This window comes from Coxiella-like endosymbiont (assembly GCF_024730665.1).
Lineage (GTDB): Bacteria > Pseudomonadota > Gammaproteobacteria > Coxiellales > Coxiellaceae > Coxiella.
This window is the reverse complement of sequence record NZ_CP084737.1, coordinates 213,781-238,282: the sequence shown is the minus strand read 5'-3', so window position 1 is coordinate 238,282 and position 24,502 is coordinate 213,781. Positions and strand designations below refer to the sequence as shown.

The window sequence follows — 24,502 nt, the reverse complement described above, 5'->3', positions numbered from 1 at the left end:
ATCGATCGATTTGACAAGAGAGTTACTTCCTCCAACCGGTTGTCATTAATCCCTTAACGAATTGACAAGGACTGCTCCCAAGCATCTGCTTCTAAATTCAGAAACAGCAAGAAATAAGCTTGTATTAACACCGTTCACAACACTTATGGGCCTACCTAACCAACAACTATCACTCTTGCTGCTCTCAAAACTCGACCATTGAGTCGATAACCCTTTTGTATAACCTGAGCGATGGTGTTAGCTTTTGCAGTGAGAATTTTTTGAATCGACATGGCTTCATGGAATTCAGGGTTGAAAAAATCACCAGATTGAGGATCAATAACTTCGACACCATGTTTGACTAATATTTTGTGAAGTAAATCTAATGTTAAGCTCATACCCTCTCGCATATTTTTAGCGCACGGATCTTGTGATCCAAGGCTTTTGAGGCCATGTATTAAACTGTCAACGACAGGAAGAAGGTCAGTGAGCAATTGACTTGTGCCATATTTTATCGCATCAGATTTTTCTCGCTCCGTTCTTTTACGTAAATTATCTATTTCAGCTTTGGCACGAAGGAATTGATTTTTATATTCCTCTACTTTGTGTTCCAAATCAATTAATTGTTCTTCCAATTTCTCACGGCTGGGCAACTCAGGCTCTTCTAGGGGAGACTCTATTTCAGGCTGAGTATCCTCCTCTACTTTGACCTCCTTTTCCTCTGTTTCAATCTTTTTTTCACACTTATTCTTGTGTTCAGATATAGTTTTATCATTTTTACTCATTCTTATTTCTCCGCTCGTCAAGCATTAAATACTACAATAAAATTTGGTTTTCTGTAAAATTTCGCCATAAATCTACATCCATCCATCCATCTGATTCAAGTAAGTCTGCTACCGCTTACTTAATTATCCTGTTTCAGTAGTTCTCTTATCTACCATAATCTGACTAGATCTGGATCTCAATAATAACTAAATAATATCCACAAATAAAAAAGCACCTGCTGTTTTAAGACCCATATCTCGGAAGCGTATTATCTCATTCTCAAAGTCGGTAGAGAATTTTTGTAGTCTGTTTAATTTCTGCTGTTTCAAAATCTGAGAATTGGCATCTCGTAATGAATCACGTTACTCTGTTTGCCCTTGCAGCAAAAAACAATATCGTAATTTTTTAGCACCCGGTATTCATTATGAATTATAAATATAAACGTAGTAGCCGTTTTTTCAGTGGCTATCATGCTTATTTTGCTCTCAGTCTCCGATCTATAATTCATCTTCCCAGAAAAAAGTTTCTATCTTATTTTCTTTTCTAAAACACTTTTGAACCTTTTCGTTTATCGTCTCAATTAAGCTTTAAAACTAAATATTACAAACGGCTACCACTATGGCAACAAATAAACTGGCGATAATAAAATAAAAATTTTCAACTAAGCAAATGATAAAAACTATTGCTTATATGTCGCTGCTCCCTCGGCGTAGTACAACTAGAGTAGTGCTAACTATATTATGCCTAAACTAAGACTCTCTAACATCAAGATAAATATTTTTATAAAATTTTTTAAAAAATTCTTACCAATTATCGCATTTTAAGATCTAGTTCCCAAAATTAGTAAAACTAAACCGAATCATTTTCAAATAAACCTATAAATACTCCGACAAAATAAGCAGCTTTTTTTGCATAACATTTTAGATTATCTCATCCAAATTTTATTCCAAGTTGCTGATCTCAGTCCCAAGTATAAATGGCTGCCTATTCTTTTTGTACTTATGTCAACAATATAACAGGAGTTGATATTATGCAAAATACTGATCGAACGATTGACTATTTTTATCGTCATTTTTTATAAAAACTAATTCAGAGATTCACAAGAGGCGTGAGTACAGATTAAATTTCGAAAAAAATTTAAAAAATAAAAAAATTAATCGTCAAGATAACCAAAGATCAAATCTAATTGCAATCATATAAATAATTGCAATCATATAAACTTTGTTCTATCCCAATTTATTCTCCTATAGTGTTACACCTATTCGCATTTTAATTAATTTCAGATAAAAACATGCATTTATTTTAAATAGAGTTTCTGAGAAGGAAAGTAAATTTTTTTTGAAAAATTTTTATTTTGCCCTTAATGGCTTTACCTAGAAGCCAAGATACTATTAGAAGTCAATTACCTTACCGACTTTTACCGTAAGTAACAGAATGAAATGAAGGGATAAGCTAATTATTTTATTTAATGTAGAATTCTCATGATAAAATAGTTATCCTCAGGCGTTATGGAAAAGCTATCATTTAATCGAATCGCTTTGATGGGGCGCGAAGGATTTAATGGAGTGCCAGAAACACTCTCTGCGCTTGTTGATTATCTGCTTTCTTTGAAAAAGAAGTTATTCTCGAAAAGAATGTGGCTCACACGATTAAAATGCATCAGTTACCCATTATCCCCGCAGAACAATTAAAAGAAAAAATAGACTTGCTAATCGTAGTTGGTGGTGACGGCAGCTTATTAAATGCAGCGCAGATTGCGGTCCCACAAGGGCTTCCAGTATTAGGCATTAATCGCGGACGACTGGGATTTTTGACAGATATCCCACCTAATGAATTTAAAAAATTGAAAATATTTTAAAAGGAAATTACAAAGAAGAGACGCGTTTCTTATTGGATATGAAGGCCAAACATAGTAACAGAATAATCGCACAAGGAATTGCTCTCAATGATGTCGTGTTATTACCAGGCGATATCGCAAAAATGATTGAATTTGATATTTATATTAATGATGAATTTGTCTGTCATCAACGCGCTGATGGATTGATCGTCGCCACGCCTACAGGTTCAACTGCTTATGCATTATCGGGTGGTGGACCCATTTTGCATCCCAAACTAGACGCTGTCGCTTTAGTCCCCATGTTTCCCCATGCATTAAGCAGTCGCCCTATTGTAATAGATGGTAATAGCAAAATAAAAATAAATATTTCACACAAAAATGATGTGTCACCGTACATTAGTCACGATGGACAGCCTCGCGTGCCTCTCTTGCCAGAAGGGAGTATTCATATCAACAAATACCGACATTCACTGCGCTTAATTCATCCCCGAGACTACAATTACTACGACATATTACGTCGTAAACTAGATTGGGAAAAGTATACCCCGAAGGTGTAGGATGCTCTCTATGTCTAATCTAAATTTTATATACTCACCAGAAAAACAGGTGAGAGGAAGGCGCTATTATTGACGCCCGTTTGTTTAGTGGGCTCCAACATCCTTGTTCGTACCGGTGTTAATCGGTGTTAACATTGGCTTGTGCTTTACAATTTCGACGATATCGAAGTAAAAAACATGGCTTGATGCCGCACTTCGGAAGATAGCAATATTATTCGTCGTATTGTCTACAAGTGAAAATCTATCTAATCTTAACTAGGTAACTGAACAAACAAATGAATAAGATTGTTTTATTTTTAATTTTCGAAGAGTAAACTGGCGGAGGTACCAAAAAATACAAACCATTTTCTTTTTTGATAAAGTAGTATAAAGCCGCACAATTTTCAGGAAAATTTTAGATGAAGCTTCTGAGAGCGTTTTTTATGGGGGTTACTTTTTGTAGGAACGTTGTTTTTCATCACTTGCGTTTTTTCCTAACTAACAGCTGTCCAACTATTTCGCAGTTTCATGGATTTTTAGGGTTTCATTGTTGCTATTATTTAACGAGAGTAGTATAAGTTTATACATTCTAACAAAATTAACCGTTATAAAACAAAGATATAAATGAATAAGAAAGGATTCAAGCTCATTTGCCTATCCTTATATCTTTCTCAGGAAGATTAAATTATTATCGTTCTTTCCCTAACCTGATAGAAACGACTTAATTAAGGTTAAGGCACATAATGATTCATTGACAACATCAATTTAGAGATAAAAACCTCAACGGAAAAATCATATTTTTTTGAAGAGTCTTTATTTTATTCCCTTATTTAATCGATTATTTTTAGAAAGTGCGTTCCTCACATACTTGGCAAATACCATAGATCGTTAAATTATGATAGGTCATTTTAAATTTTGATTGCTTAGCAATCTCAACTTGACAGTTTTCTATAATATCATCGAAAAACTCTTCCACTTTACCACAATTCACACAAACTAAATGATCGTGATGTTCTCGCTGGTCAATTTCAAAAATCGAATGGTTGCCCTCGAAATTATGCCGTTTTACAAGCCCTGCTGCTTCAAACTGCGTAAGTACGCGATACACAGTCGCAAGTCCTATATCTTCTCCCATGTTTACTAATTTTCGATAAACATCTTCAGCGCTCATATGATGAGGCTCTGCACTTTCTAATATCTTCAGTATTTTGGCACGCGGCAAAGTAACTTTAAGACCAGCTTTTCTTAATTCTTGATCTCCCAATGAAAACTCTCCTATTAACTTAAAAAGCGCATCACTTCACAAGTGGGCGCCGATAATTTTAGCATAAGTGGCATTCGATAACAGATACGATATAATCCCAATCTATTTTCCGATACATCAGTAGGAGCTTCTTATGCGACGCATCATCACCATCACCTCGCTGATCATTTATTTTTTATTTACGTCAACAGCCTGCGTTTATCACCCTTCAGTTCAACAAGGAAATATTATTACAGACAGAGAATTGAATACTCTACATAAAGGGATGTCAAAATCTAAAGTACGCTCCTTGCTTGGAGATCCCATCCTTGTCAATATTTACGCAGATGATCGCCTCGTGTACGTTTATACTTTTCAAGCAGGTCGCAGAAAAATGCAATCTCTTCATTTAATTATTTATTTGAGCAATAATCGAGTTACTAATTTCTGTACAGAAAAAATAAAATTGCAGCATCGATAGTCTTACCTAATTCTTATGTGGGGGCGAGAGATTCTCTAATTTAAAATTAAAATGCCTATTAATTGGGAGGCAATGGGGTGCTTCTTCGTCGCCCCCCGCGTTTCGATCTTAATAATCGGGCTTCTTTAGGATCAATGCATAAAGGACGATAGATTTCTATGCGATCTCCATCACCCAAATTTGCCTCGAGCACAGTACGTTTACTATAAATACCGACAATCGCGGTGGCTAAATTAATTTCTGAAAATTGTTGCAAAATACCGGAACGTTTAATAGCAAGAGCAGCTGTACAGCTTTCTTCAACAACTAAAGGAATCTCAATCTGTTTTTCAGGAGTAGCATAAGCAACGCTAATATAAATCATTTTTTTCACCATAAATCGTATCTGCACGTTTGCAAAACGAATCAACTAACATGATTACCACCTCACTAAACAGTGGTCCAAACATTAAGGTGAACCATCGTGAAGTAAATTCAAACTCCAGGTCTAATGAAACACGACATTGATTATGTCCTACCAAAGACTCAAACTGCCAAAATCCCCTAAGTTGTTTAAAAGGGCCGTTAATCAAACGGATTTCTATCATTTTATGCGGTTGGAGTCGGTTTAATGTCGTGAAGGATTTATGAAGAACTCCACGAGAAAATGAGAGGGTGGCGCGTATTTCATCTGGGGTATGGTTGTCAATTTGGCTATTGCTGCAAAAAGGAACGAATTTTGAGTACGATGCGACGTCATTAACTAACTCGTACATTTGTTTTTCGCTATAGAACACAGTTTTAGTTTTATTGATATTAGGCATATAGCTTCGGTAGTATAACTAAACATCATGAACAAGCAAATCACAAAAAAGCCCGCTCCCCACCTTATTGCCCAAAATAAGAAGGCATTCTACGATTATCATATTGAACAGCATTTTGAAGCTGGATTAGTACTAAAAGGCTGGGAAGTTAAAAGTATTCGCGCGGGGAGGGTGCAGTTGCGCGATAGTTATATAGTTTTTAAAGGAGGCGAAGCATGGCTGATCGGGGCTCATTTTTCTCCAACTTCCAATGTGGCTGAATATATTAAAGCCGACCCTAAGCGCTCACGTAAGCTGCTTTTAAACAGAAGTGAAATTGAAAAATTTTTTGGCGCTGTTCAAAAAAGAGGCTTGACGATGGTACCACTTGATTTACATTGGCATAAAAACAATATAAAAGTAGAAATTGCGCTTGCTAAAGGCAAAAAGATGCAGGATAAACGCGAAACTATTAAACGCCGTGAATGGGAACGTAAAAAACATCAGGTATTGCAATCTCATGGAAATAGAAAACGAGCTTCCTTCCATTCGTAAGAGAAATTTGACTTCATCTGCACAGTTTACGATAAGACAAATTTTGATGAAACCATTGCTAAGAACTGGCAAAACGCTGCCCGATCTTAGTCAGAGCAACATACGGAAATTCGATATCAATGCTGCGATGCATACTTAAGGGCACTTTATCACATAGTCAGCTTCTCTGCTTACCATTTTTGGAGAGCTGATGAAAAACTATATATATTACAATATGTTAATAAAAGAACCCTATATATACGCCGTGGATATGTAAGACGTTTTTATAAGTAGTTTACAAAGCTAGCTAGCTGATTATAATCAGAGTTGTTCCATAGGGGGCGACAGGCTTCGACGTAGGTCCTAAAACCTGAGACGCATGCCGAGCCGGCGACGTAGGCTCGTAAATCAATCAGTTGCAAAAAAATAGTTGCAAACGATAGCAATTATCTCCAAGAAGCTTACGCATAATGCTTCTTCCGTTGTTAGGATTCGCTTATAGGTCCTTATCAGCGGTCATATATGTAGGCTCTGCCTTACATCATAGCCCAATGATTTAAAGGCAAGTCAAATAAAAGGGCTCGCTGTCAATTTTCTCTGCACGTCGAGTAGTTGTCAGTCAAATAATAGACGCTGCTAAGCATGTAGAATCAAAGGTGAGTTAGACTTGCGGACGCGGGTTCAATTCCCGCCGCCTCCACACTTTTTTTAAATTACCTTCCTACCATGGTGGTTATTGCTATCGTTCTTGCTAAATTTCCCAAACGGCGCTCTATCGCGGCAATATTATCAAGCTATTGCTCAACTAGAAAAGTAAAGTAGATTCAGTTCATAACCATCGTCATTAGGAAAAAGCGAGTTTTATAGAAACTATCATAAAATGAAACGGTATATTTCTTATTAGTCTTTTCATCATCAAATAGGACTATTTATCCTTTCCTGATTTTTTAGGTGATTTTAATATTTCTTTTTTTCTCTATCCAACGATTTTTTCTTAGGGAAGAAGATCTTTTTTGGCATTTTTCTTGCTGATATACGCTTATGCATCCGTTTACACATTCTCGAGAGTGATATTTTTGTGATATTGAAAACAGAAGCAACATTGCCTGTTGCAGAAATTATAAAATGTTTGCGGAAAAGTTTTTCTTATCGTGAGTAGTACATTTATCGAAAGTGTATCTTATATGTTCATAGTTTTTATTCTCAGCCATAATTCGTGAAATCAACTTACCTAATGGTTGCCCATTAATAGAACTATTTCGATTCCTTTTTCCAGAATTTTCTAGATAAATTTGACAGCGATCTATTTATTAGTTGCCATTCTAGTATCTTTGTTTGCTTCATCATTTTTCTAGATACTAAACACACTAAACATAGTTTTAATTTGAACGGAAGAAGCGTTATGTGATAGCAGTTATACGGATTTTATTGCTTGACTTTTAAAAACGAGATTTGTCTGTACACAAGGCTTGAATCTTTTCTTCTTCACTTATCTTTTATTTTATAATAGTTAATTGTCTTAGGGGGATAAATTATTATAAAGCCTATTTACAATAAAAAGAGAGAATAATCATGAAACATTTTAATCCGAAAATTTATTTTTTTATAATGAGTTGTCTGTACTCTTAGAAGAGATAAAGATTATTTGAGAGCGTCATAATAAGATAATTGGATCCAATTATCTTATTATGACGCTCTCAAATAATCTTTATCTCTTCTAAGAGTACAGACAACTTAAGATTTTAATCTTTTAGTAAGAAATTTAATCTCAATTATTCTTGTAACGAGCAAAAATAAATGAATTAAAGTGATTATTTTTTATTTTAGTCTGGTTTTGTTTTATAGTAAAGTATACTTTCAGGTATTTAATAAATAATATTTTTAACAATATATTGATCTGTTAGATGAAGATTAGATGAAGAAATGTCACCTTTCTTTTAAAAGAAAAGAATATATTAATGCACCCTAGGAAAATAAACAATAAGATAAGATAAAATAATGACTACAGAAAATTATGCAAAGAATATAAATTAAATTGTTTTGCTATTCATAATAGCGCCACTCGAGAAAAACAAAAAACACTTAAATATTAGAAAAGATTATCTTCCTCGCTGCTAAACGATGAAGGAGAGATCATGCTACTTTTGTTTCTCAATCAAGAACAGCCGTTCCGTTACACAAAAGCGAGAGCGAATTTATTGCAATGGAAAACCAAATATTCGTTTTTTCTTATTTATCGTCTTATTAATACTATCTTATTAATACTATTAATACGGTAATTTTAGCTTCTCTTCGGTTAAGTTAGGTTTTTTTGATGAAATTTAAAAATGCAAGACATTTTACTTCAATTTAATAGTAATTAAAATTTTAGTAATTAAAATTTATCGGGATCGTTTTTGAGAAATGCTTTTCCTGTAGATTATTCCCACGACTATAGTGGGTTAACTTGCTACTATAATCAACTACTTATAGTAGAAAGAACCCACTATAGTCGATAGTATTTATTTGATTAGCATGCTGTTAACTTTGAAAGAGCTAGAAAAATGGCAGATTCTTAGTATTAACATGAGAAATTCAAAACATTATCCGTTAACTCCATAATCTTCAACTCTTAAAAAAGAGATATTATTATTCCAAACCTACCAGATAACCACACTTTACAATAGGGCAGATTCCGGATATTACAGTGCAAGCGACAAAAACGTTAAAGCACAGTTATCCTAGTCTTAAAATTAATTTATTCTGCCAGTTTTACAATGAAGAACCTCATAGGTTTAAATAAGGGTAACTGTCCAGTTTACCTCCAGACGAGTAAAAAACAATTTAAAGGAAAATTTTATCAAGCTCTATAGCTCTTCTCTTTAATTGAAACTAATTAAGAGATTAATTTTTTAAGGACTTCTGCTACATGACCATTCACCTTAACTTTCCGCCAAACTGCTGAAATAATTCCTGCTTCATTAATCAAAAAAGTGGTACGTTCAATGCTTTTATATTTTTTCCCAAATAGACTTTTATCTATCAAAACGCCATAACGTTCGCACACATTGCTCTCCTTATCTGATAATAGGGTAAATGGTAAGTTGTATTTTGATTTAAAAGCCTGATGCGAATTAACGCTATCTCTTGAAATACCAATTACTGTAGCACCAATTTTTTCTAAATTAGACCAACTATCCCGAAAAGCGCAGGCTTCCTTTGTACAACCAGGCGTATTATCCTTCGGATAAAAATACAAAATAACTTTCTTGCCTTCTAAAACTTTAAGTGATAAGAATTTACCTTCATCAGTAGGTAGTTTAAAATCGGTAGCTTTTTGGCCTACTTCATTAGCCATTTTGATCGCTCCTTATTGAGTTTGTTTTTAAGATATCAACTAGTTGCAGCTAGAAATTGACTTCGCTGATTCACTAGCATACTCCAAAAATGTTGCAAGAAGAGCTGCTGTCAGTTTCAATTAATTTAGCATTGTAACATTTTCTTTCATTTAAAGACGACAGATCTTACTTGGAGATATGTTGTGACATCCCTGTATTAAGAAATTCGACAAATAAAACTCTTAACCAATATTTGTTGTGGTTTTCTTAGAGGCATTTTGTAAGTTGTTAAATGATATGCCGCATTGACATAAGCTTGCTGTTCTGCTGCTGCAAAACCGTAGAATAAAAACAGATAAAAATCTGCTATTTCTCTTTAATCTCATAAAACCGCTTCACTATAAGGTATCTTCACAATTGTAGTTCTGTTGCATTTCGTATCTAAGGTTGTCTGACGTATAATCAGTAAACAATGAACAATTATCAACGTTATATACGTCATATAGCCATAATTGGAGAAGCAGGTCAAAAAGCACTGAAAAAGCCCGTGTCCTGTGTATTGGCGCAGGAGGCTTGGGATGTCCGACACTTCTTTATTTGTCAGCAGCTGGTATAGGCACAATCGGTATTATCGATTTTGATACAGTCGATTGGTCAAATTTACAAAGGCAAATTCTTTTCAAAGAAGAAGATGTTTCTAAGTCAAAAGCAGAGTGTGCTAAACAATCGCTATACCATATAAACTCAAGTATTGATTATCAAGTGTATCAAGAACAATTAAATAATCAAAATGCGTCTTCTCTATTTAAAAAATACGACATTATTATCGACAGCACAGATAATCTATCAACGAAATATCTCATCAGCGATTATGCTGTAAAACTCGCCAAGCCCGTCGTCTATGGTGCAATCAGCGAATTTGAAGGACAGGTGGCTATTTTCAACGTGAATAGTGGACCGTGTTATCGATGCCTTTTCCCTGCACAGAAGGATGGTCGCCCAGTAAATACTATATATAATTGCACAGAGGTTGGGGTTATCGGCGCACTGCCTGGCATAATTGGAAGCATACAGGCATTAGAAGCCATCAAGTACATCCTCCAAGACGTTCCTACTAAACACCAATTTTATCCTCTGATCGGAAAACTCTGGCAACTCAATTCGTTAACTATGTCAGTTTCGATCTTCAGCATTCCTGTTCGTCAAAATTGTGAGTGCCGTTGTCCCGAAAAAATTGAACTAATTAACTATCAACCCCTGTGCCCTGATGAGAATAGCGCAGAGATTAAAACCATTGATCCAACCTCCTTAAAACTTTCTAATGACGTGTTGTTTATAGATGTACGAGAATCGGATGAATGGCAACAAGGACATATTAGCAATGCCATTAATCTGCCCTTGTCTGACTTACCCCATGCTATTGATGGATTCAAGCAGAAAGATAGGAATAAAATGATAATCGTTTACTGCCAAAAAGGTATTCGAAGCCAAATCGCTATCACTTTCTTCGAACGAAAAGGATTTCAAAAGGTCTATCATTTAAAAGGAGGATTGGATAATTGGCTTCGACTCACTAAAACGTCAGCTGAGCAAAGTGACTCAGCCGACGAGTGAGGGCTTACATTATTTCCATTTTAGATGGACGTCCTAGTTTTTGGCGAGTCTTTATAATCTTCTGTGGGCTTTTACGTTTCGCTCCTGTTTTTAATGATGGTAATCTTTTTTTGTTGAGCGTCGCACTTTTTTCGTTGTTTTTTCAACTTTATTTTTTGACTTCTTAGCATTAGCTAATTCTTTTTTAACTTTTGCCTCAGCCTTTTTTAAGCGTACTTTCAGTTTCTTCACTGCCATCTCAGCCTTTTTGAGGGCAGTTGATTTTGCTGGTGGTTTTCGCATTTCTATCTCCTTTTCCTTATTCAACCATTTCTTTAAGTTGCTTTAAAGGACGAATTTTTACGACATTTCTAGCAGGCTTTGCTTTAAACACCATCGCTTCACCCGTAAATGGATTGATTCCTTTCCGTGCTTTTGTTGCTGGTTTGCGCTTAACCATACATTTTGCGAGCCCGGGGATTACAAATTCACCCGCACCGCCCTTCTTAAGGTGAGCTTGACTCAAGCCAATCAACGTTTCAAGAACTAACCCTACTTGTTTTTTGGTAAGTTCAGTGGCTTCAGCTAAATGAGCTAAAATCTGCGATTTAGTCATACGCTCTTTGACAACAGTCATTTTTGCTGTTTTCAATTTCGGTTTTTGGGTAGTTAATTTTGTCCGAGAAGAAGTTCTTTTTTTTGTTGCCATAATCTTTTCCTTTTAAGAAATGAAGGTCTTTAAAATTGTAAGGAAATTTTTTAAAAAAGAAAGCTTATTTTTCTTATTATAGCGATTTATATTCATTAATCACTTGAAGAAACAAATTCTCATAGGTTGTCAATTTTCTCTGTTCAATGCTGTTAATCACAAAAAATTCATTCTCATTTGTAGACAAATAAACTGCCATTTCAACCAATGATATGTTACTGAAAATCGCAATGGGCTCCATGGTAAATTTTTTACGTAACTGACACAATTTATCAAAAAGTATTTTGTCGTAATGAAGTTCAATATTCTATTTTCTATTGCGTTTTAGAGATATCACCAAATATAATGATCAGCTATATCCCGTTTAAGATTCTCTAAGCGAAGACGAAAAACACTATACTATTCAGGTTGACTAAATCCTACTAATGCTACTTTATTGATAAATTTGATAAATAATTGCACTCTAGTCGTAGCGAATCATCTCATAATTAAACCAACAGCTCTCGTATATAGCAAATACAAGAGAGTGCTTTTTAGGCACCGTAAGTTTGTGGATGATGTAAAACAAGTATCATAATTTCTACAATTTTCAGGAATAGATTGATTAAAATAATTTAATAATACATATCAGCGTCAGGTTTTTGTTTTAGAAAAACAGTTAACAATTCAGTTTATGAAGCTCAACATGCTTTTGTTCGGTATGACTGTTACTCTCAAATTGATCCCATAGCAATCTCGCGAACATACAGAAAGAACGTTTAAAGGTAATCTACTATGACATCAGCTTCTGTTTTTTGACGATACCTCCTCAATATACTTCGATGGATTATAATGCACAGAAACAATTCTCACTCAACGTTTTTAGTGCAGGGATGTTCCTATATAAGAGAGACTAACTATGAGTATTGCTTCTAAGATTGAAATTACAAATGAAGACATCATGCAAGATCTGCCCTTTCGAGAGAAATAATGGATTTAGGTGCAACCGGAATAAGAAAAAATTTTACAAAACACAGCTAATGCTATCGTGAGAATAAACCTTTTCTTAAAATAAGAGATTAAACAGTATTGTTATGATGATAGTATTGCAATGGGCCATTATTCGTTATCGCTATTAAAATTATAAAATACGCTGTTGATCAGCTGGGCAGATTGGGTAACCCCCGTGTCGGCTCCTAAATCAATATATAACAATTATAACACAAGGGTGAGGTGGGCGAAATCTATTTCCTGGAGGTAGAGGAGCGTTAGAATCGTTCTTTGCTGTTATCAACTTTTAGAAAATATTCGCATCCGCTGTGAGTTAAAAGATGATTTTATTTTAGCTCAATCCATCAGAAAATTAAGTTATTTGTTAATGCAAAAATATCTCGCGAATCCATGATATATTAGCTGATGCAGGTGAAGACAACAGCATTAAGAGGAAATTTATGCCCTGCAAAAAAACAGAAGATTTCAACTTTGAAAAGTCGCTAGATCACTTAACTGCACTTATCGAACAAATGGAGCGGGGAAACCTTCCTCTCGAGGAATCGCTTAAAAGCTTTGAAAAAGGGGTAAGATTGATTCGTGAATGCCAAAAAGCGCTTGAAACAGCAGAGCAGAAAGTAAAGATTTTAACAAATCAATCAGGAAAAGAAACATTAATGTCTTTTGATTTTAAATCCAATAATGATGATTAATGCAAGATATGACAGACTACTTTTTTCACTCCTCGCTTTAATTCTATCGATTGGAATGAAAATCTCTCCTTGCTGACCTTCGAATTGGTTAAGCTCAGCACCAAAAGCATGACCATAAATAACTTCTAGCGTAACCGGCAAAGCACCATTTTCGTTACGTTGGTCTTCGTAAGATTTCAGCATGCACTGCCAATGCATTTTTCCTGTTAATCCTTTACAACGACCTTTAGCCGCATTATGTGCACCTATTAACTTTAAATCTTTCAGTAATTGAAAAATAGAAGAATAATGCACAGTAAGTTGCTGCATATCCATAACTGGATCTACAAAACTTAAATGGGTTAGGGTATCGCCAATATCATGCATATCATAAAATGCATGTACGTGCCACCTTCCATCTGAAAAGCTCTCCCGCAATTCTTTCAATGTCTCTGGCCCCATTGTACTAAATAATAATAATCCCTTAGGTTTCAAAACTCGCCGGCATTCTCCTAAAGTTTGTTGAAGATTCACAGACCAGTGAAAAGTTAAATTAGAAAAAATTAGATCTATCGAACAATCTGCAAATGGCAATGACGTATATTCTCCTACCACTCCATTTCTTCCTTGTAAAAGCATCGGCAAGGAGGATTCTATACCTACTATACTTGCCGTATTATATCGCTTCTTAAGATGCCGCATCGTATAACCCGTTCGCATACCAAAATCCATTATCCACGTAGGCTTAAGGCGAATAAAATCGAGCCGATCCAGCAGGCGATCTGCAATAAGATTGGGAATCTTAGCGCTACCATCATAAGTTCTTGCAGCAGCAGATAAAGATTTTTCCACAGCACATCTATCGATAACAAAAGACTCTTTTATCACAAGAGAACCTATCTTAAACGGTTTTGAGCCAGGAACCTAGAAAATATTGAGTACTATCTTCATTTAGGAGTACCTAACCTTTTGGCTATTTAGAATCACCAAATAGGGAACCACATCTACGGTTGAGGATTTTAAATTCCAAAGGATTCAGGATAGCTTTCCAATATGCTATTGAACAATGTGCGTCATTATAATCCAATTAAATTTAACAGACATTCGTTATTTATTCCCTTATAAAAGCCCTATTGGCCATTTAATAATGTAGCTGAAATTTCGTCAAAAATTCTTTACAGAAATTTTCTTGCTAAACGCTTTATTGAAAAATAAACAGCTATTTGATGATGTTATAATGATTGGGAAACGCGGTTAATGAAATAGTGAAACTGTTAAGATTAAAAACAGTGTGGAGTAAATCGAAGTATGGTATTACGCTGAAAAGAACATGAAATATAACAAACTTCACGTTCCTTCGGCTTGATCACGGGATGCAAGCGATAATGAACAAGCCGTAGGTAGTTTATTCTTTAATCGGTATTAAATCAGTAATGGTCCCTTTATACATTTCGCAAGCCATCATCACTGTTTCTGATAACGTTGGGTGTGGATGGATGGTTAAAGCCAGGTCTTCGGCGTCACAACCCATTTCAATAGCTAAAGCTACCTCGGAAATCAAATCTCCGGCATTGACGCCTACAATACCGCCTCCTATCACCATGCCGTTTTCATCAAATAATAGTTTTGTAAAACCCCCACTACGATTAAGCGACAAGGCACGACCACTCACTACCCAGGGCAATACTCCTTTTTTATATTTTATGCCTTCTTTTTTGGCTTTATTTTCAGTTACCCCAACCCAAGCAACTTCAGGATCCGTATAAGCTACGGCTGGAATACAACGGGCATCATTATAATGTTTTTTTTCATCCGCAATGACTTCAGCAGCTAAACGTCCTTCATAAGTCGCTTTATGCGCTAACATGGGCTGACCTACTACATCACCAATTGCGTAAATGTGCGGAACATTTGTACGCATTTGTTTATCAACCGAAATATAACCTCGCCCATCTACTTTCACGCCTGCTTTTTCTGCATCGATCAATTTCCCATTCGGCGTACGTCCCACAGCCACTAAAATACAATCATATTTCTGAGGTTCTGTAGGCGCATTTTCACCTTCAAATGTCACATAAAGTCCATTTTTTTTGCTTCCACTTTAGTAACACTAGTTTTTAATAAAACAGCTTCGTAGAAGTTTTTAATGCGCTGATGTAGGGGCTGAACAATATCAGCATCTGCTCCTCCCGAAATAATTTGATCCATCCTTTCCACAATACTGATTTTCGCACCCAATGCATGGTAAATCGTTGCCATTTCTAAGCCGATGATACCCCTCCAAGAACTAACAAATGCATCTTGATATTTTCTAGTTCTAATGCTCCTGTTGAATCTATAATGCGAGGGTCTTCAGGAAGAAATGGTAATTTAATGGGTGAAGAACCAACAGCAATAATCGCTTTCTCAAAACGGATTACTGTTTTCTCTTTTTTGCAACAGTAATTTCATTGATGCCAGTAAATTTTCCAAAGCCAGTGCAAAGCTCCACTTTTCGTTGTTTGGCCATCATCTTAAGGCCACCCGTTAATTTCTTTATAACACTTTCTTTCCAACCTCGAATTTTTTTTATATCTAATTTTGGTTTACTAAAACTGATCCCTAACGAAACAATGTCATTAACATCGCCTATCACTTTTGCTATGTGCAACAATGCTTTTGAAGGAATACAACCGACATTCAAACATATACCGCCAAGGGTCTCGTATCGTTCGACTAATAACACCTTTTTGCCCAGATCCGCCGCACGAAATGCAGCAGTGTAACCGCCCGGGCCACTACCTAGCACAACGACTTCAGTTTCAATTTCTTTTTCCATTTTTCCTCTCAGTTTTATTAGAACTCTGATTGTATCATCAGGACTATGTTACGCTCATCCGTCTTCCTATAATCAAACTACAAATGATAGTTACAATAATAACATTCTTATATCAGATAAAAGTGTTGCTAAATAAACAACAAAACGGGCGGCCTCTGCCCCATCGATAACACGGTGATCGTAAGATAGACTCAACGGCAACATTAATCGCGTCTTGCAATCACCCGTTTTATCGCAAATAGGTTTCCATTGCATTTCAGAAATTCCTAAAATTGCTACCTCCGGCACATTGATGATAGGTGTGAATGCTGTACCGCCAATACCACCTAAACTCGATATACTGAAACAACCTCCTTGAATATCATTAAAACTCAATCCATTCGTACGTGCTTTCTCGCTAATTCTCCTCAATTCTTTAGCCAATTCAAGTAATCCCTTTTTATCTGCATCACGAATTACTGGCACCACTAATCCTTCTCGTGTATCTACTGCTATGCCAATGTGAAAATATTTCTTTAAAATTAAATTATTACTAGAATGATCTAATGAAGAATTAAAATGTGGAAATTCTTTCAGTGCATTAATTACTACTTTAATGATAAAAACGAGTAGCGTTAATCGCACATTTTGTTTAGCGGCGTATTCTTTTTGACTTTGACGAAATGCTTCTAGCTCAGTGATATCAGCTTCTCCAAATTGGGTAACATGAGGAATCGTCATCCAATTACGACTCAAATTGATACTCGTGGCTTTTTTAATTTTAGACAGTGGTTTTTCTTCAAAAGCCCCAAACTTAGAAAAATCAATGACAGGAGCTGAGGGGAATCTCATTTTCTCAGCACCTTTTTTTCGATAGACATTTTCAATTGCTGCTTTATAAACTGCTGCACATCTTCTTTCAAAAGACGGTCTTTTTGCCCAGTGCCCTTTATCTTTGTTAAATCTATGCCAAACTCGTGAGCGATACGGCGAACAGCAGGTCCAGCATGAATGGTGATTCCAAAACCTTCTGATATTTTTTTTTCGAAGTCTTTTGTTTTAAGTGCTTTTTTCTCTGATTTTTCTGATTCTCTGGTGAGTGTTTCTTTTTTAGATGTTTCTTCTTCCTTCGCTTCGATAGTTAAAATTTTATCGCCTTCTTCAAGCCTGTCGCCCACTTTAACTTGAATATCTTTAATTTTCCCTGCTAATGGCGATGGAATATCCATCGAAGTTTTATTGGCTTCTAAAGTGATCAAACTTTCTTCTTTTACAATGCTGTCACCAGGTTTAACCAAAATTTCAACAACACTAACTTCAGTCACTCCACCAAGATTAGGTACAGCAATTTGTTCGATACGATTTGTCACAGTTTTCCCCTTTTTATTCTATTCTGATCCCAAATCCTACCAATTCTAGAGCTTTTCTTTTTTGTCGCTTCAATCTGGTGAGAAGGTACTCCCTCGCAGAATAATACCCCTTTCATCCTGCATTCCACGATCAATCTAACAGAAATGAGTTTTTACAATGTCCAAGGATCGGGACGATCAGGTTCAATACCTAATTTTTTCATTGCTTTAATAAGCTGATCTTTTTTAAATTCACCTTGGTCCATTAAAGCTTTCAATGCGGTATAAACCACCATTTTAGCATCCACCTCAAAGAAATCACGTAGTATAGGTCGTGTATCACTGCGACCAAAACCATCAGTACCTAACACATAGTAAGGTCCCTTAATAGCTTTACGAATTTGCTCAGCTTGTAATTTCACATAATCTGTTGCAGCGATTACTGGCCCTTTTTGATCTTTTAAACATGCTTCGACATAACTTTGTTTTGCTGGTACTTCAGGGTGTAAACGATTATAGCGATCTATCGATTCAATATCATGACGTAGTAAATTAAAGCTGGGTACACTCCATATATCAGCTGCAACATTAAATTGTTTTCCCAAAATTTCAGAAGCGGCGATAATTTCTCGCAAAATAGCGCCTGCTCCTAACAATTGTACACGCTTTGATAATCTTTCATTACCTCGTTTAAACAAATACATCCCTTTCACAATGCCTTTTTCAACGCCTTTTGGAATTGCCGGGTGCTCATAATTTTCATTCATCAATGTGATATAATAAAAAACGTTTTCTTTATCTTGATACATACGACGCAAACCGTCTTGAATAATCACCGCTAATTCATAACCAAAGGTAGGATCATAAGAACGACACGTTGGCACAAAACCGAACATCAACAAATTGTGAGAATCCTGATGTTGTAATCCTTCGCCTGCTAAAGTGGTTCTACCTGCCAATCCTCCGAAAATAAAACCACGACTTTGCATATCAGCCGCAGCCCATACCAAATCACCTACACGTTGGTAACCAAACATGGCATAGTACGTATAAATTGGAATTAGAGGACAACGATTGTTAGCGAACGAGGTTGCTGCTGCAATCCAACTAGCCATCGCGCCAGCTTCTGAAATGCCCTGTTGCAGTAATTGACCCCTTTTATCTTCTCGGTAAGAAATCAGTTTTTGCTGATCTTCTGGCGTATATTTTTGCCCTTCTACTGCGTAAATACCAGTCTGACGAAACAAACCTTCCAATCCCAGCGTACGTGCCTCATCAGCCACGATAGGAAGAATATGATCTTTAATATTTTCATCTCTCAGCAGTAATCCCATAATCCGAGAGAAAACAGCGCAAGTCGAAATAGTGCGGCTGTCTGTGCCATTTAAAATGGGCTCAAAAAGATTTAAATCTGGCACTTTCAATGGCTCAAAAGTTCCCTCTCGTACAGGTAACAAGCCTCCTAGTTTTTTACGTTGTTCAAGCAAATAACGTAATTCAGAACTATCATCTGCTGGCTTATAAAATTCAAGATTGCTTAATTGCTTATCAGATAAGGGTAGCTCAAAACGCTTGCAGAAAATTTTCAATCCTTCTTCGCTAATTTCTTCTAGGTTATGAGCAATATTTTGCGATTCACCTTCTTTTCCATATCCGTATCCTTTAACCGTCTTAGCAAGAATCACCGTAGGTTGGCCAGTGTCTTTCATCGCTTCGGCATAAGCTGCATATACCTTCTGTGGATCGTGACCGCCGTCAGTGAGTCGCTTTAAATCATCATCGCTCATATCCGAAACGAGTTCCAATAAGTCTGGGTATTTACCAAATAAATGCTTGCGCATATAGGCACCATCCTTAGAACAGCAAGCCTGATACTCTCCATCAACCATTTCATTAACGCGTTTTAACAGCAAACCAGATTTATCTTTTTCAAATAACTGCTCCCATTTCCGACCCCAAATGACCTTAATTACTCGCCACCCAGAACCACGAAAAACACCCTCGAGTTCTTGAATAATTTTCCCGTTACCTGAAACCGGTCCATCAAGACGTTGCAAATTACAATTAATGATAAAAATCAGATTATTTAATTTTTCTCGACTGGCGACTAATAAAGCACCCAACGTTTCCGGTTCACCAGTTTCGCCATCACCACAAAATGCCCAGACTTTCCGATTGGCAGTATCTTCCAATTCACGATAATGTAAATATTTCAGCATTTGTGCTTGATAAATGGCCATTAAAGGTCCCAATCCCATAGAAACTGTGGGGAACTGCCAAAAATAGGGCATTAAATGAGGATGGGGATAGGAAGATATCCCCTTGGTAAAAGCTTCTTGACGAAAGTGAATTAAATCTTGTTCATTTAAACGGCCTTCAAGAAAAGCTCGTGCGTAAATACCTTCTGAAGAGTGGCCTTGAAAAAATACTAAATCGTCTGCTCGAAAAAAATAATTTAAACCCACTTCATATAATGTTGCGATAGAGGCATAACTAGAAAGGTGTCCACCTAATCCTGCCTTTTTGCGTCCAGCTCGCATTACCATAGCTAGTGCATTCCAACGCATGAAATTAGTGAGGCGTTCCATCACCTTCACTTCATCTTCAGATAATTTCATTTTTGCTTTGTCAGGTAGCGTGTTAACATAAGGCGTTTGAATACCAGCAGGGATAGAAATGCCAAGCTTTCTAGCATGCCCCAGTAGCTGATTTAAAATGAATGCTGCTCTTTCAATGCTCTCGTATTGCATGACAGAATCAAGTGCTTCTTTCCACTCCTGGGTTTCCACGGGATCCACATCCTGAGAATTCAGGTTTTTTCCAGTCATAATCTACTGCCTACTTTACATTTTAAAATGATCAAGCCTAAGCTAGTTATAAATAATATAACTACACTACAATACCACAACACACGATTAATCAAATTTAAATAACTAATAGCCTTGTTTTCGTGAGATAACAGTTTGATTTTCCTATCATCTGCATGTTGTTAAACCTCATCTTGTCCACTGGCTTCACGGGTGCGTGGTTGCTTTGTCTATGAATACAATGTTGATACCACAAATTCAGGGTTAGTAAAAGCAGCTAATCAATATCCATAATCTTTTACACACAGCGTTACGTTCGAAAACAGTAACCTGTCTTGTCTGATCGCCAAAGCATTTCAAACTCCTCATCACTAACATCAAAATCAAAACGAAAAAATATAGCAAAACGCTGATAGATGTGTGTAAATATCTGAGTTGTAGTCGGCTGAATCTCATTTCCCTGATTAAAGAACGTATATTCATGAAATACTATTAAAAGGGATAGGGTGATAGTTAAATATCTCTACGATAGTCAATAAATGACATATTACAAACCACTTAAATAGCATAGTAGTAGAAGAATAATAATCCTGGTACCCAATATTAAGTCCCAGCGAAATCGGGAAACGTTCAAACCAATCATGGTACTTTGAATAACTTTCAAAATAAAACCATCCTAATAGCTGAACATAAACAATGGCAGAGTAAAAGTCATGTTTTTGTTCCAAAAGCCTCGGAGCAGTTCAATCCCGTCGTAAACGGTCAGATACAGCCATTGGTGTTGGATATTGCATGACTACCCAATAGGAGGATATGACAAACGATAATATTGTCGTTGCTTCGATTAAATAAGCTGCTTTATCACTGATTAAATGGTTGGCTAATGCTACATAAGCAATAATCAACGAAAATTCACTGATTTGGGCCAATCGTATCCCTACTTCCCAAGCTACCTGTTTCGATTCGCCCATCCATCGCAATAATACTCGATAAATGATGGGCTTTGTCATCATCAATAACACTAGCAAAATTAGCGAGGGGATAATAACATCTGGTAAGAACCGTAAGTTAAACGTTGCTCCTACAGAAAAGAAAAATAATACCAAAAAGAAATCCCGAACGGGCTTCAAGCTTTCAGAAATATAAACTGATACCGGAAGCCGTGAGGCGAGACTAACCCCCGCTATAAAAGCGCCAATCTCAGCCGACAATCCTAACACAGAGGCTAATTCAGCCATGCTTAAACACCAGCCAATGGCTAATAAAAACAGATATTCTTTAACGCGATTAAATTTCGAAAACAAAGGAAACAAGACAAAGCGATGAAATAAATAAGCAAAAATTAGAGTCGCGGGGAATCCAAATATTAGTAACGCAACATCAATCAATACGTGTCCTCCGTGTCCCATGCCATGTAGCAAAAACAAGACGGCAATGGCAATCAAGTCTTGCAACAACAAAACACTAATCATCACCTCACCGGTATGTTGATGATGCAAAATCGTCGTAGGTAACAATTTGATGCCAATGATGGTGCTAGAAAACATCATTGCACTACCAACCACTAGGCATTCCATCCATAAATACCCAAAAAATAAGTCACCAGATAGCCAATCGTCGTAAAGACTAATGAACTAATTAACCCAATCCATTTGATTTCTTTAAACATGGTGATCAATTTTTGCGGTGGCAGATTCAATCCTAAAAGGAACAGTAAAAATATGATACCTACATCGCTGACCGTGCGAAGCATGTCTACATTATCAATGAGCCTTAATCCCCACGGCCCAAACAAAATGCCTAGCAAAATATAGGCTACCAGCATCGATTGGCGTGTTACTAAGGCAAAGGTGGATAAAATAGCCGCGCCTGTGAAAATAAGAAAAATAGAAAAGATAAGATTATGCTCAAGCATACAAATCCTGCTGAATTTTTAATTACGTGCTATTGAGAAATGCACTGCTATACATATCACTACGGCTTAATTCAATATAACCACAATGAATTCCAAAAATTTTCATTCTACCTCCCCCTATCCTCTACCAAATTGGTGTCATGTAACAATGATGAATCTTACCTAACTCAAGATCTAAAATTCACCTATTAGTATTCCAACTAAGATAAATTTCCGCGAAATCTTTCATGATAGTCATCCATAACTACTATATTATGCAATTTCCCTTCATATTTTTCCATTTCCGATCCCTTACTATTTTGACAAAAAATATACTTAATTCTTTAAACATGTTTATTTTCTGTGAAAAATATGTTTTTTGTCATCCAAATCTAAAATTAGAGAGGAACAATACCGGTAAAAGCGAAAAGAAAAATATAAGATGTGGCTTGTAAACTTGATTACACTCCGAAAGGAAGCTACACTCGAAGTAGCTGCTACTAAAGCTAAAAAATTGAGACTTTCAAAAAACGTAACGTTAAGATAAATTTTTGGAAAAAACGAGCAGACTGTCCGTGTTAAGTCTATTTGAAACTCGACCTCATAAAACCATCATATCGGGAACAGAGATAACAGATCTTCAGTAAGTGTTTTCTTTTCCAATATTGACATCTATACCAAAGATAATGTCGTAATAATCAAGTCGCAATAACTAACCATCTTTTACAAATCTTCTCTGCAGGCAACGGCACTAATCCAGCGCAGAAATCGACAACAACTGAATCATGTCAGGGAAAAATATCATAAAAATTATCTTGTGTCAATTCTCATGAGACTCAATTAAAAACTTCTTTACCAATTCCAATTATCTTTAAAATGCGATCACGAACTTCATCCACACTCCCTAAACCAGAAATACGATGATATTTTCGGAGATTAGGATCACAGGATTTGCCCCACTCTGCGTAATAATCGCTTAACGGACTGGTCTGCTCCCGATAAACAGCTAATCGTTTATGAGCTGTTTCTTCATGATCATCAATACGCTGTATTAGCGGCTCACCTGTCACATCGTCCTTATTAGGCGATTTGGGAGGATTATAAAGTCGGTGATAAGTCCGTCCTGAAGCGGGATGAATAAGCCGACCTGTCATACGGGAAATGATTTCTTCTTCTGGTACTTCAATATCAATTACTGCATCGATTTTAATGCACGCAGCACGTAATGCTTCTGCTTGTATAGTCGTTCGCGGAAATCCATCAAGCAAAAAACCATTTTTACAATCTGGATGATTAACTCGCTTTTTTATCAGCGCAATCATAATTGCATCTGATACCAGACCCCCGTTTTCTATTATCTTCTTTACATCATCTCCTAGGGATGGCTTTGTAAATGGCGTTTCGGCTTTGATTGCTAAACGCAGTATCTCTCCGGTTGAAATCTTTGGAATACCCAATGAGTCAGAGATGAACTCTGCCTGCGTGCCTTTACCGGCCCCTGGCATTCCCAATAGGATGATTCGTATCTTCTTCATCAACCGTTCTTACAATAAACTGGGCAATTATATCATGATCAAGCTGAAAAACCACCCTGAGTCGCACCAAACTCACTGTGTTTTTTTTGACGAGGAGAAAATAAAAAGTCCCTGGCTAACCACCTTGCTTTTAATACTTCAACGGTCAAATAGGTTTATTTAATGTTGCACTAAAAGACGGTAATTCTGATGGATATTTTCTATAAAAACACACAGGCACTTTTGTGTTTGATACTTACACGATCTGCCCTTCCAACTCACATCGCAATGTTGCCATCATTACCATTGTACCACACAATGTTATCAGTTATCCTCCTTCAATTGTTGCTCTACACGTTAACTAGCTGATATTAATTAGCGAAATACACCACTTATAAAGATGTGCCATACAGGAAAAAGTAAATAAAAACCAGCAAAAGCAATAAAGTAACTAATAACTCCAGGATCATTATTCCGAGATCCATTTATCTATGCAATAAATCGAACACCCGCCCTGAAACGGGGGGATGCTTTCTAAATGACAGATGATTAAACCGCCAACATTTGGCTTTCCGTTGAAAAATTCCCTGAGTAAAATGATGTAAATCACGTACATTGATTTGACCATCTAGCAGAACCAAAGCTTACTCGGCGACCAACAAAGATCATGTCCATGGTAAATAGAGCCTGTGCTGTACACGTCC

General features: G+C 36.3%; 15 protein-coding genes, 1 other RNA gene and 5 pseudogenes. 7 read left to right on the top strand and 14 right to left on the bottom strand.

Annotated elements, in window-relative coordinates:
• Nucleotides 1–155: 155 nt before the first annotated feature.
• On the bottom strand, nucleotides 156–770 hold the full coding sequence (gene grpE, locus LG660_RS01015; protein ID WP_373566701.1) for a nucleotide exchange factor GrpE: 615 nt from the start codon (nucleotides 768–770) through the stop codon (nucleotides 156–158).
• A 1,482-nt stretch (nucleotides 771–2,252) separates the two neighbouring features.
• Between grpE and LG660_RS01010 the strand changes: the two are divergent.
• Nucleotides 2,253–3,138, top strand: a pseudogene (locus LG660_RS01010) (NAD(+) kinase).
• 823 nt (nucleotides 3,139–3,961) lie between these two features.
• Here the strand turns inward: LG660_RS01010 and fur are convergent.
• A complete protein-coding gene (gene fur / locus LG660_RS01005) occupies nucleotides 3,962–4,381 on the bottom strand; it encodes a ferric iron uptake transcriptional regulator (RefSeq protein WP_258267532.1) in 420 nt (139 codons plus the stop codon).
• 133 nt (nucleotides 4,382–4,514) lie between these two features.
• Here fur and LG660_RS01000 point away from each other — a divergent pair, with 133 nt between their 5' ends.
• On the top strand, nucleotides 4,515–4,841 hold the full coding sequence (locus LG660_RS01000) for an outer membrane protein assembly factor BamE (RefSeq protein WP_258267531.1): 327 nt from the start codon (nucleotides 4,515–4,517) through the stop codon (nucleotides 4,839–4,841).
• 58 nt (nucleotides 4,842–4,899) lie between these two features.
• On the opposite strand, the gene LG660_RS00995 is transcribed toward LG660_RS01000, so the two are convergent.
• The gene (locus LG660_RS00995) at nucleotides 4,900–5,205 is read right to left on the bottom strand and encodes an RnfH family protein (RefSeq protein ID WP_258267530.1); all 306 of its coding nucleotides are present in this window, start codon (nucleotides 5,203–5,205) and stop codon (nucleotides 4,900–4,902) included.
• A complete protein-coding gene (locus tag LG660_RS00990; RefSeq protein ID WP_258267529.1) occupies nucleotides 5,192–5,644 on the bottom strand; it encodes a type II toxin-antitoxin system RatA family toxin in 453 nt (150 codons plus the stop codon). Before LG660_RS00990 ends, LG660_RS00995 begins: the two co-directional genes overlap by 14 nt.
• Nucleotides 5,645–5,671: 27 nt before the next feature.
• Here LG660_RS00990 and smpB point away from each other — a divergent pair, with 27 nt between their 5' ends.
• Both smpB and ssrA read left to right on the top strand, forming a co-directional pair.
• Entirely contained in the window at nucleotides 5,672–6,178 is a 507-nt protein-coding gene (gene smpB, locus LG660_RS00985) for an SsrA-binding protein SmpB (protein ID WP_258267528.1), read from the top strand.
• Nucleotides 6,179–6,494: 316 nt separating this feature from the next.
• Nucleotides 6,495–6,860: a transfer-messenger RNA gene (gene ssrA / locus LG660_RS00980) on the top strand.
• 2,172 nt (nucleotides 6,861–9,032) lie between these two features.
• Here ssrA and bcp read toward each other — a convergent pair.
• Complete coding sequence (gene bcp / locus LG660_RS00975; RefSeq protein ID WP_258267527.1) at nucleotides 9,033–9,494, bottom strand: thioredoxin-dependent thiol peroxidase; 462 nt, start codon at nucleotides 9,492–9,494, stop codon at nucleotides 9,033–9,035.
• Nucleotides 9,495–10,017: 523 nt separating this feature from the next.
• On the opposite strand from bcp, the pseudogene LG660_RS00970 reads away from it, so the two are divergent.
• Together LG660_RS00970 and LG660_RS00965 are read left to right on the top strand one after the other, a co-directional pair.
• A pseudogene (locus LG660_RS00970) lies at nucleotides 10,018–10,683 on the top strand (HesA/MoeB/ThiF family protein); the annotation flags it as partial.
• Between the two features lie 117 nt (nucleotides 10,684–10,800).
• Nucleotides 10,801–11,088: a rhodanese-like domain-containing protein gene (locus tag LG660_RS00965; protein ID WP_258267762.1), complete on the top strand. Its 288-nt coding sequence runs from the start codon at nucleotides 10,801–10,803 to the stop codon at nucleotides 11,086–11,088.
• Nucleotides 11,089–11,178: 90 nt separating this feature from the next.
• On the opposite strand, the gene LG660_RS00960 is transcribed toward LG660_RS00965, so the two are convergent.
• The 3 genes from LG660_RS00960 to LG660_RS04380 form a co-directional block, all read right to left on the bottom strand.
• Nucleotides 11,179–11,370 (bottom strand): hypothetical protein, encoded by a 192-nt coding sequence (locus tag LG660_RS00960; protein WP_258267526.1) that lies wholly within the window; start codon nucleotides 11,368–11,370, stop codon nucleotides 11,179–11,181.
• Nucleotides 11,371–11,386: 16 nt separating this feature from the next.
• Nucleotides 11,387–11,776 (bottom strand): HU family DNA-binding protein, encoded by a 390-nt coding sequence (locus tag LG660_RS00955; protein WP_258267525.1) that lies wholly within the window; start codon nucleotides 11,774–11,776, stop codon nucleotides 11,387–11,389.
• Nucleotides 11,777–11,852: 76 nt separating this feature from the next.
• On the bottom strand, nucleotides 11,853–12,044 hold the full coding sequence (locus LG660_RS04380) for an HRDC domain-containing protein (protein WP_373566693.1): 192 nt from the start codon (nucleotides 12,042–12,044) through the stop codon (nucleotides 11,853–11,855).
• Nucleotides 12,045–13,206: 1,162 nt separating this feature from the next.
• On the opposite strand from LG660_RS04380, the gene LG660_RS00950 reads away from it, so the two are divergent.
• Complete coding sequence (locus LG660_RS00950; protein WP_258267524.1) at nucleotides 13,207–13,458, top strand: exodeoxyribonuclease VII small subunit; 252 nt, start codon at nucleotides 13,207–13,209, stop codon at nucleotides 13,456–13,458.
• On the opposite strand, the gene LG660_RS00945 is transcribed toward LG660_RS00950, so the two are convergent.
• The 6 genes and pseudogenes from LG660_RS00945 to adk all read right to left on the bottom strand — a co-directional run bounded on the left by LG660_RS00945 (nucleotide 13,420) and on the right by adk (nucleotide 23,819).
• Complete coding sequence (locus tag LG660_RS00945) at nucleotides 13,420–14,325, bottom strand: methyltransferase domain-containing protein (protein ID WP_258267523.1); 906 nt, start codon at nucleotides 14,323–14,325, stop codon at nucleotides 13,420–13,422. The genes LG660_RS00950 and LG660_RS00945 overlap by 39 nt on opposite strands.
• 517 nt (nucleotides 14,326–14,842) lie before the next feature.
• Nucleotides 14,843–16,255 (bottom strand): annotated as a pseudogene (gene lpdA / locus LG660_RS00940) (dihydrolipoyl dehydrogenase).
• A gap of 90 nt (nucleotides 16,256–16,345) precedes the next feature.
• Nucleotides 16,346–17,604, bottom strand: a pseudogene (locus LG660_RS00935) (2-oxo acid dehydrogenase subunit E2).
• A 152-nt stretch (nucleotides 17,605–17,756) separates the two neighbouring features.
• The gene (aceE, locus tag LG660_RS00930; RefSeq protein ID WP_258267522.1) at nucleotides 17,757–20,411 is read right to left on the bottom strand and encodes a pyruvate dehydrogenase (acetyl-transferring), homodimeric type; all 2,655 of its coding nucleotides are present in this window, start codon (nucleotides 20,409–20,411) and stop codon (nucleotides 17,757–17,759) included.
• A gap of 722 nt (nucleotides 20,412–21,133) precedes the next feature.
• Nucleotides 21,134–22,215: pseudogene (locus LG660_RS00925) on the bottom strand (cation:proton antiporter domain-containing protein).
• Nucleotides 22,216–23,120: 905 nt separating this feature from the next.
• A complete protein-coding gene (gene adk / locus LG660_RS00920; protein WP_258267521.1) occupies nucleotides 23,121–23,819 on the bottom strand; it encodes an adenylate kinase in 699 nt (232 codons plus the stop codon).
• Nucleotides 23,820–24,502: the final 683 nt, after the last annotated feature.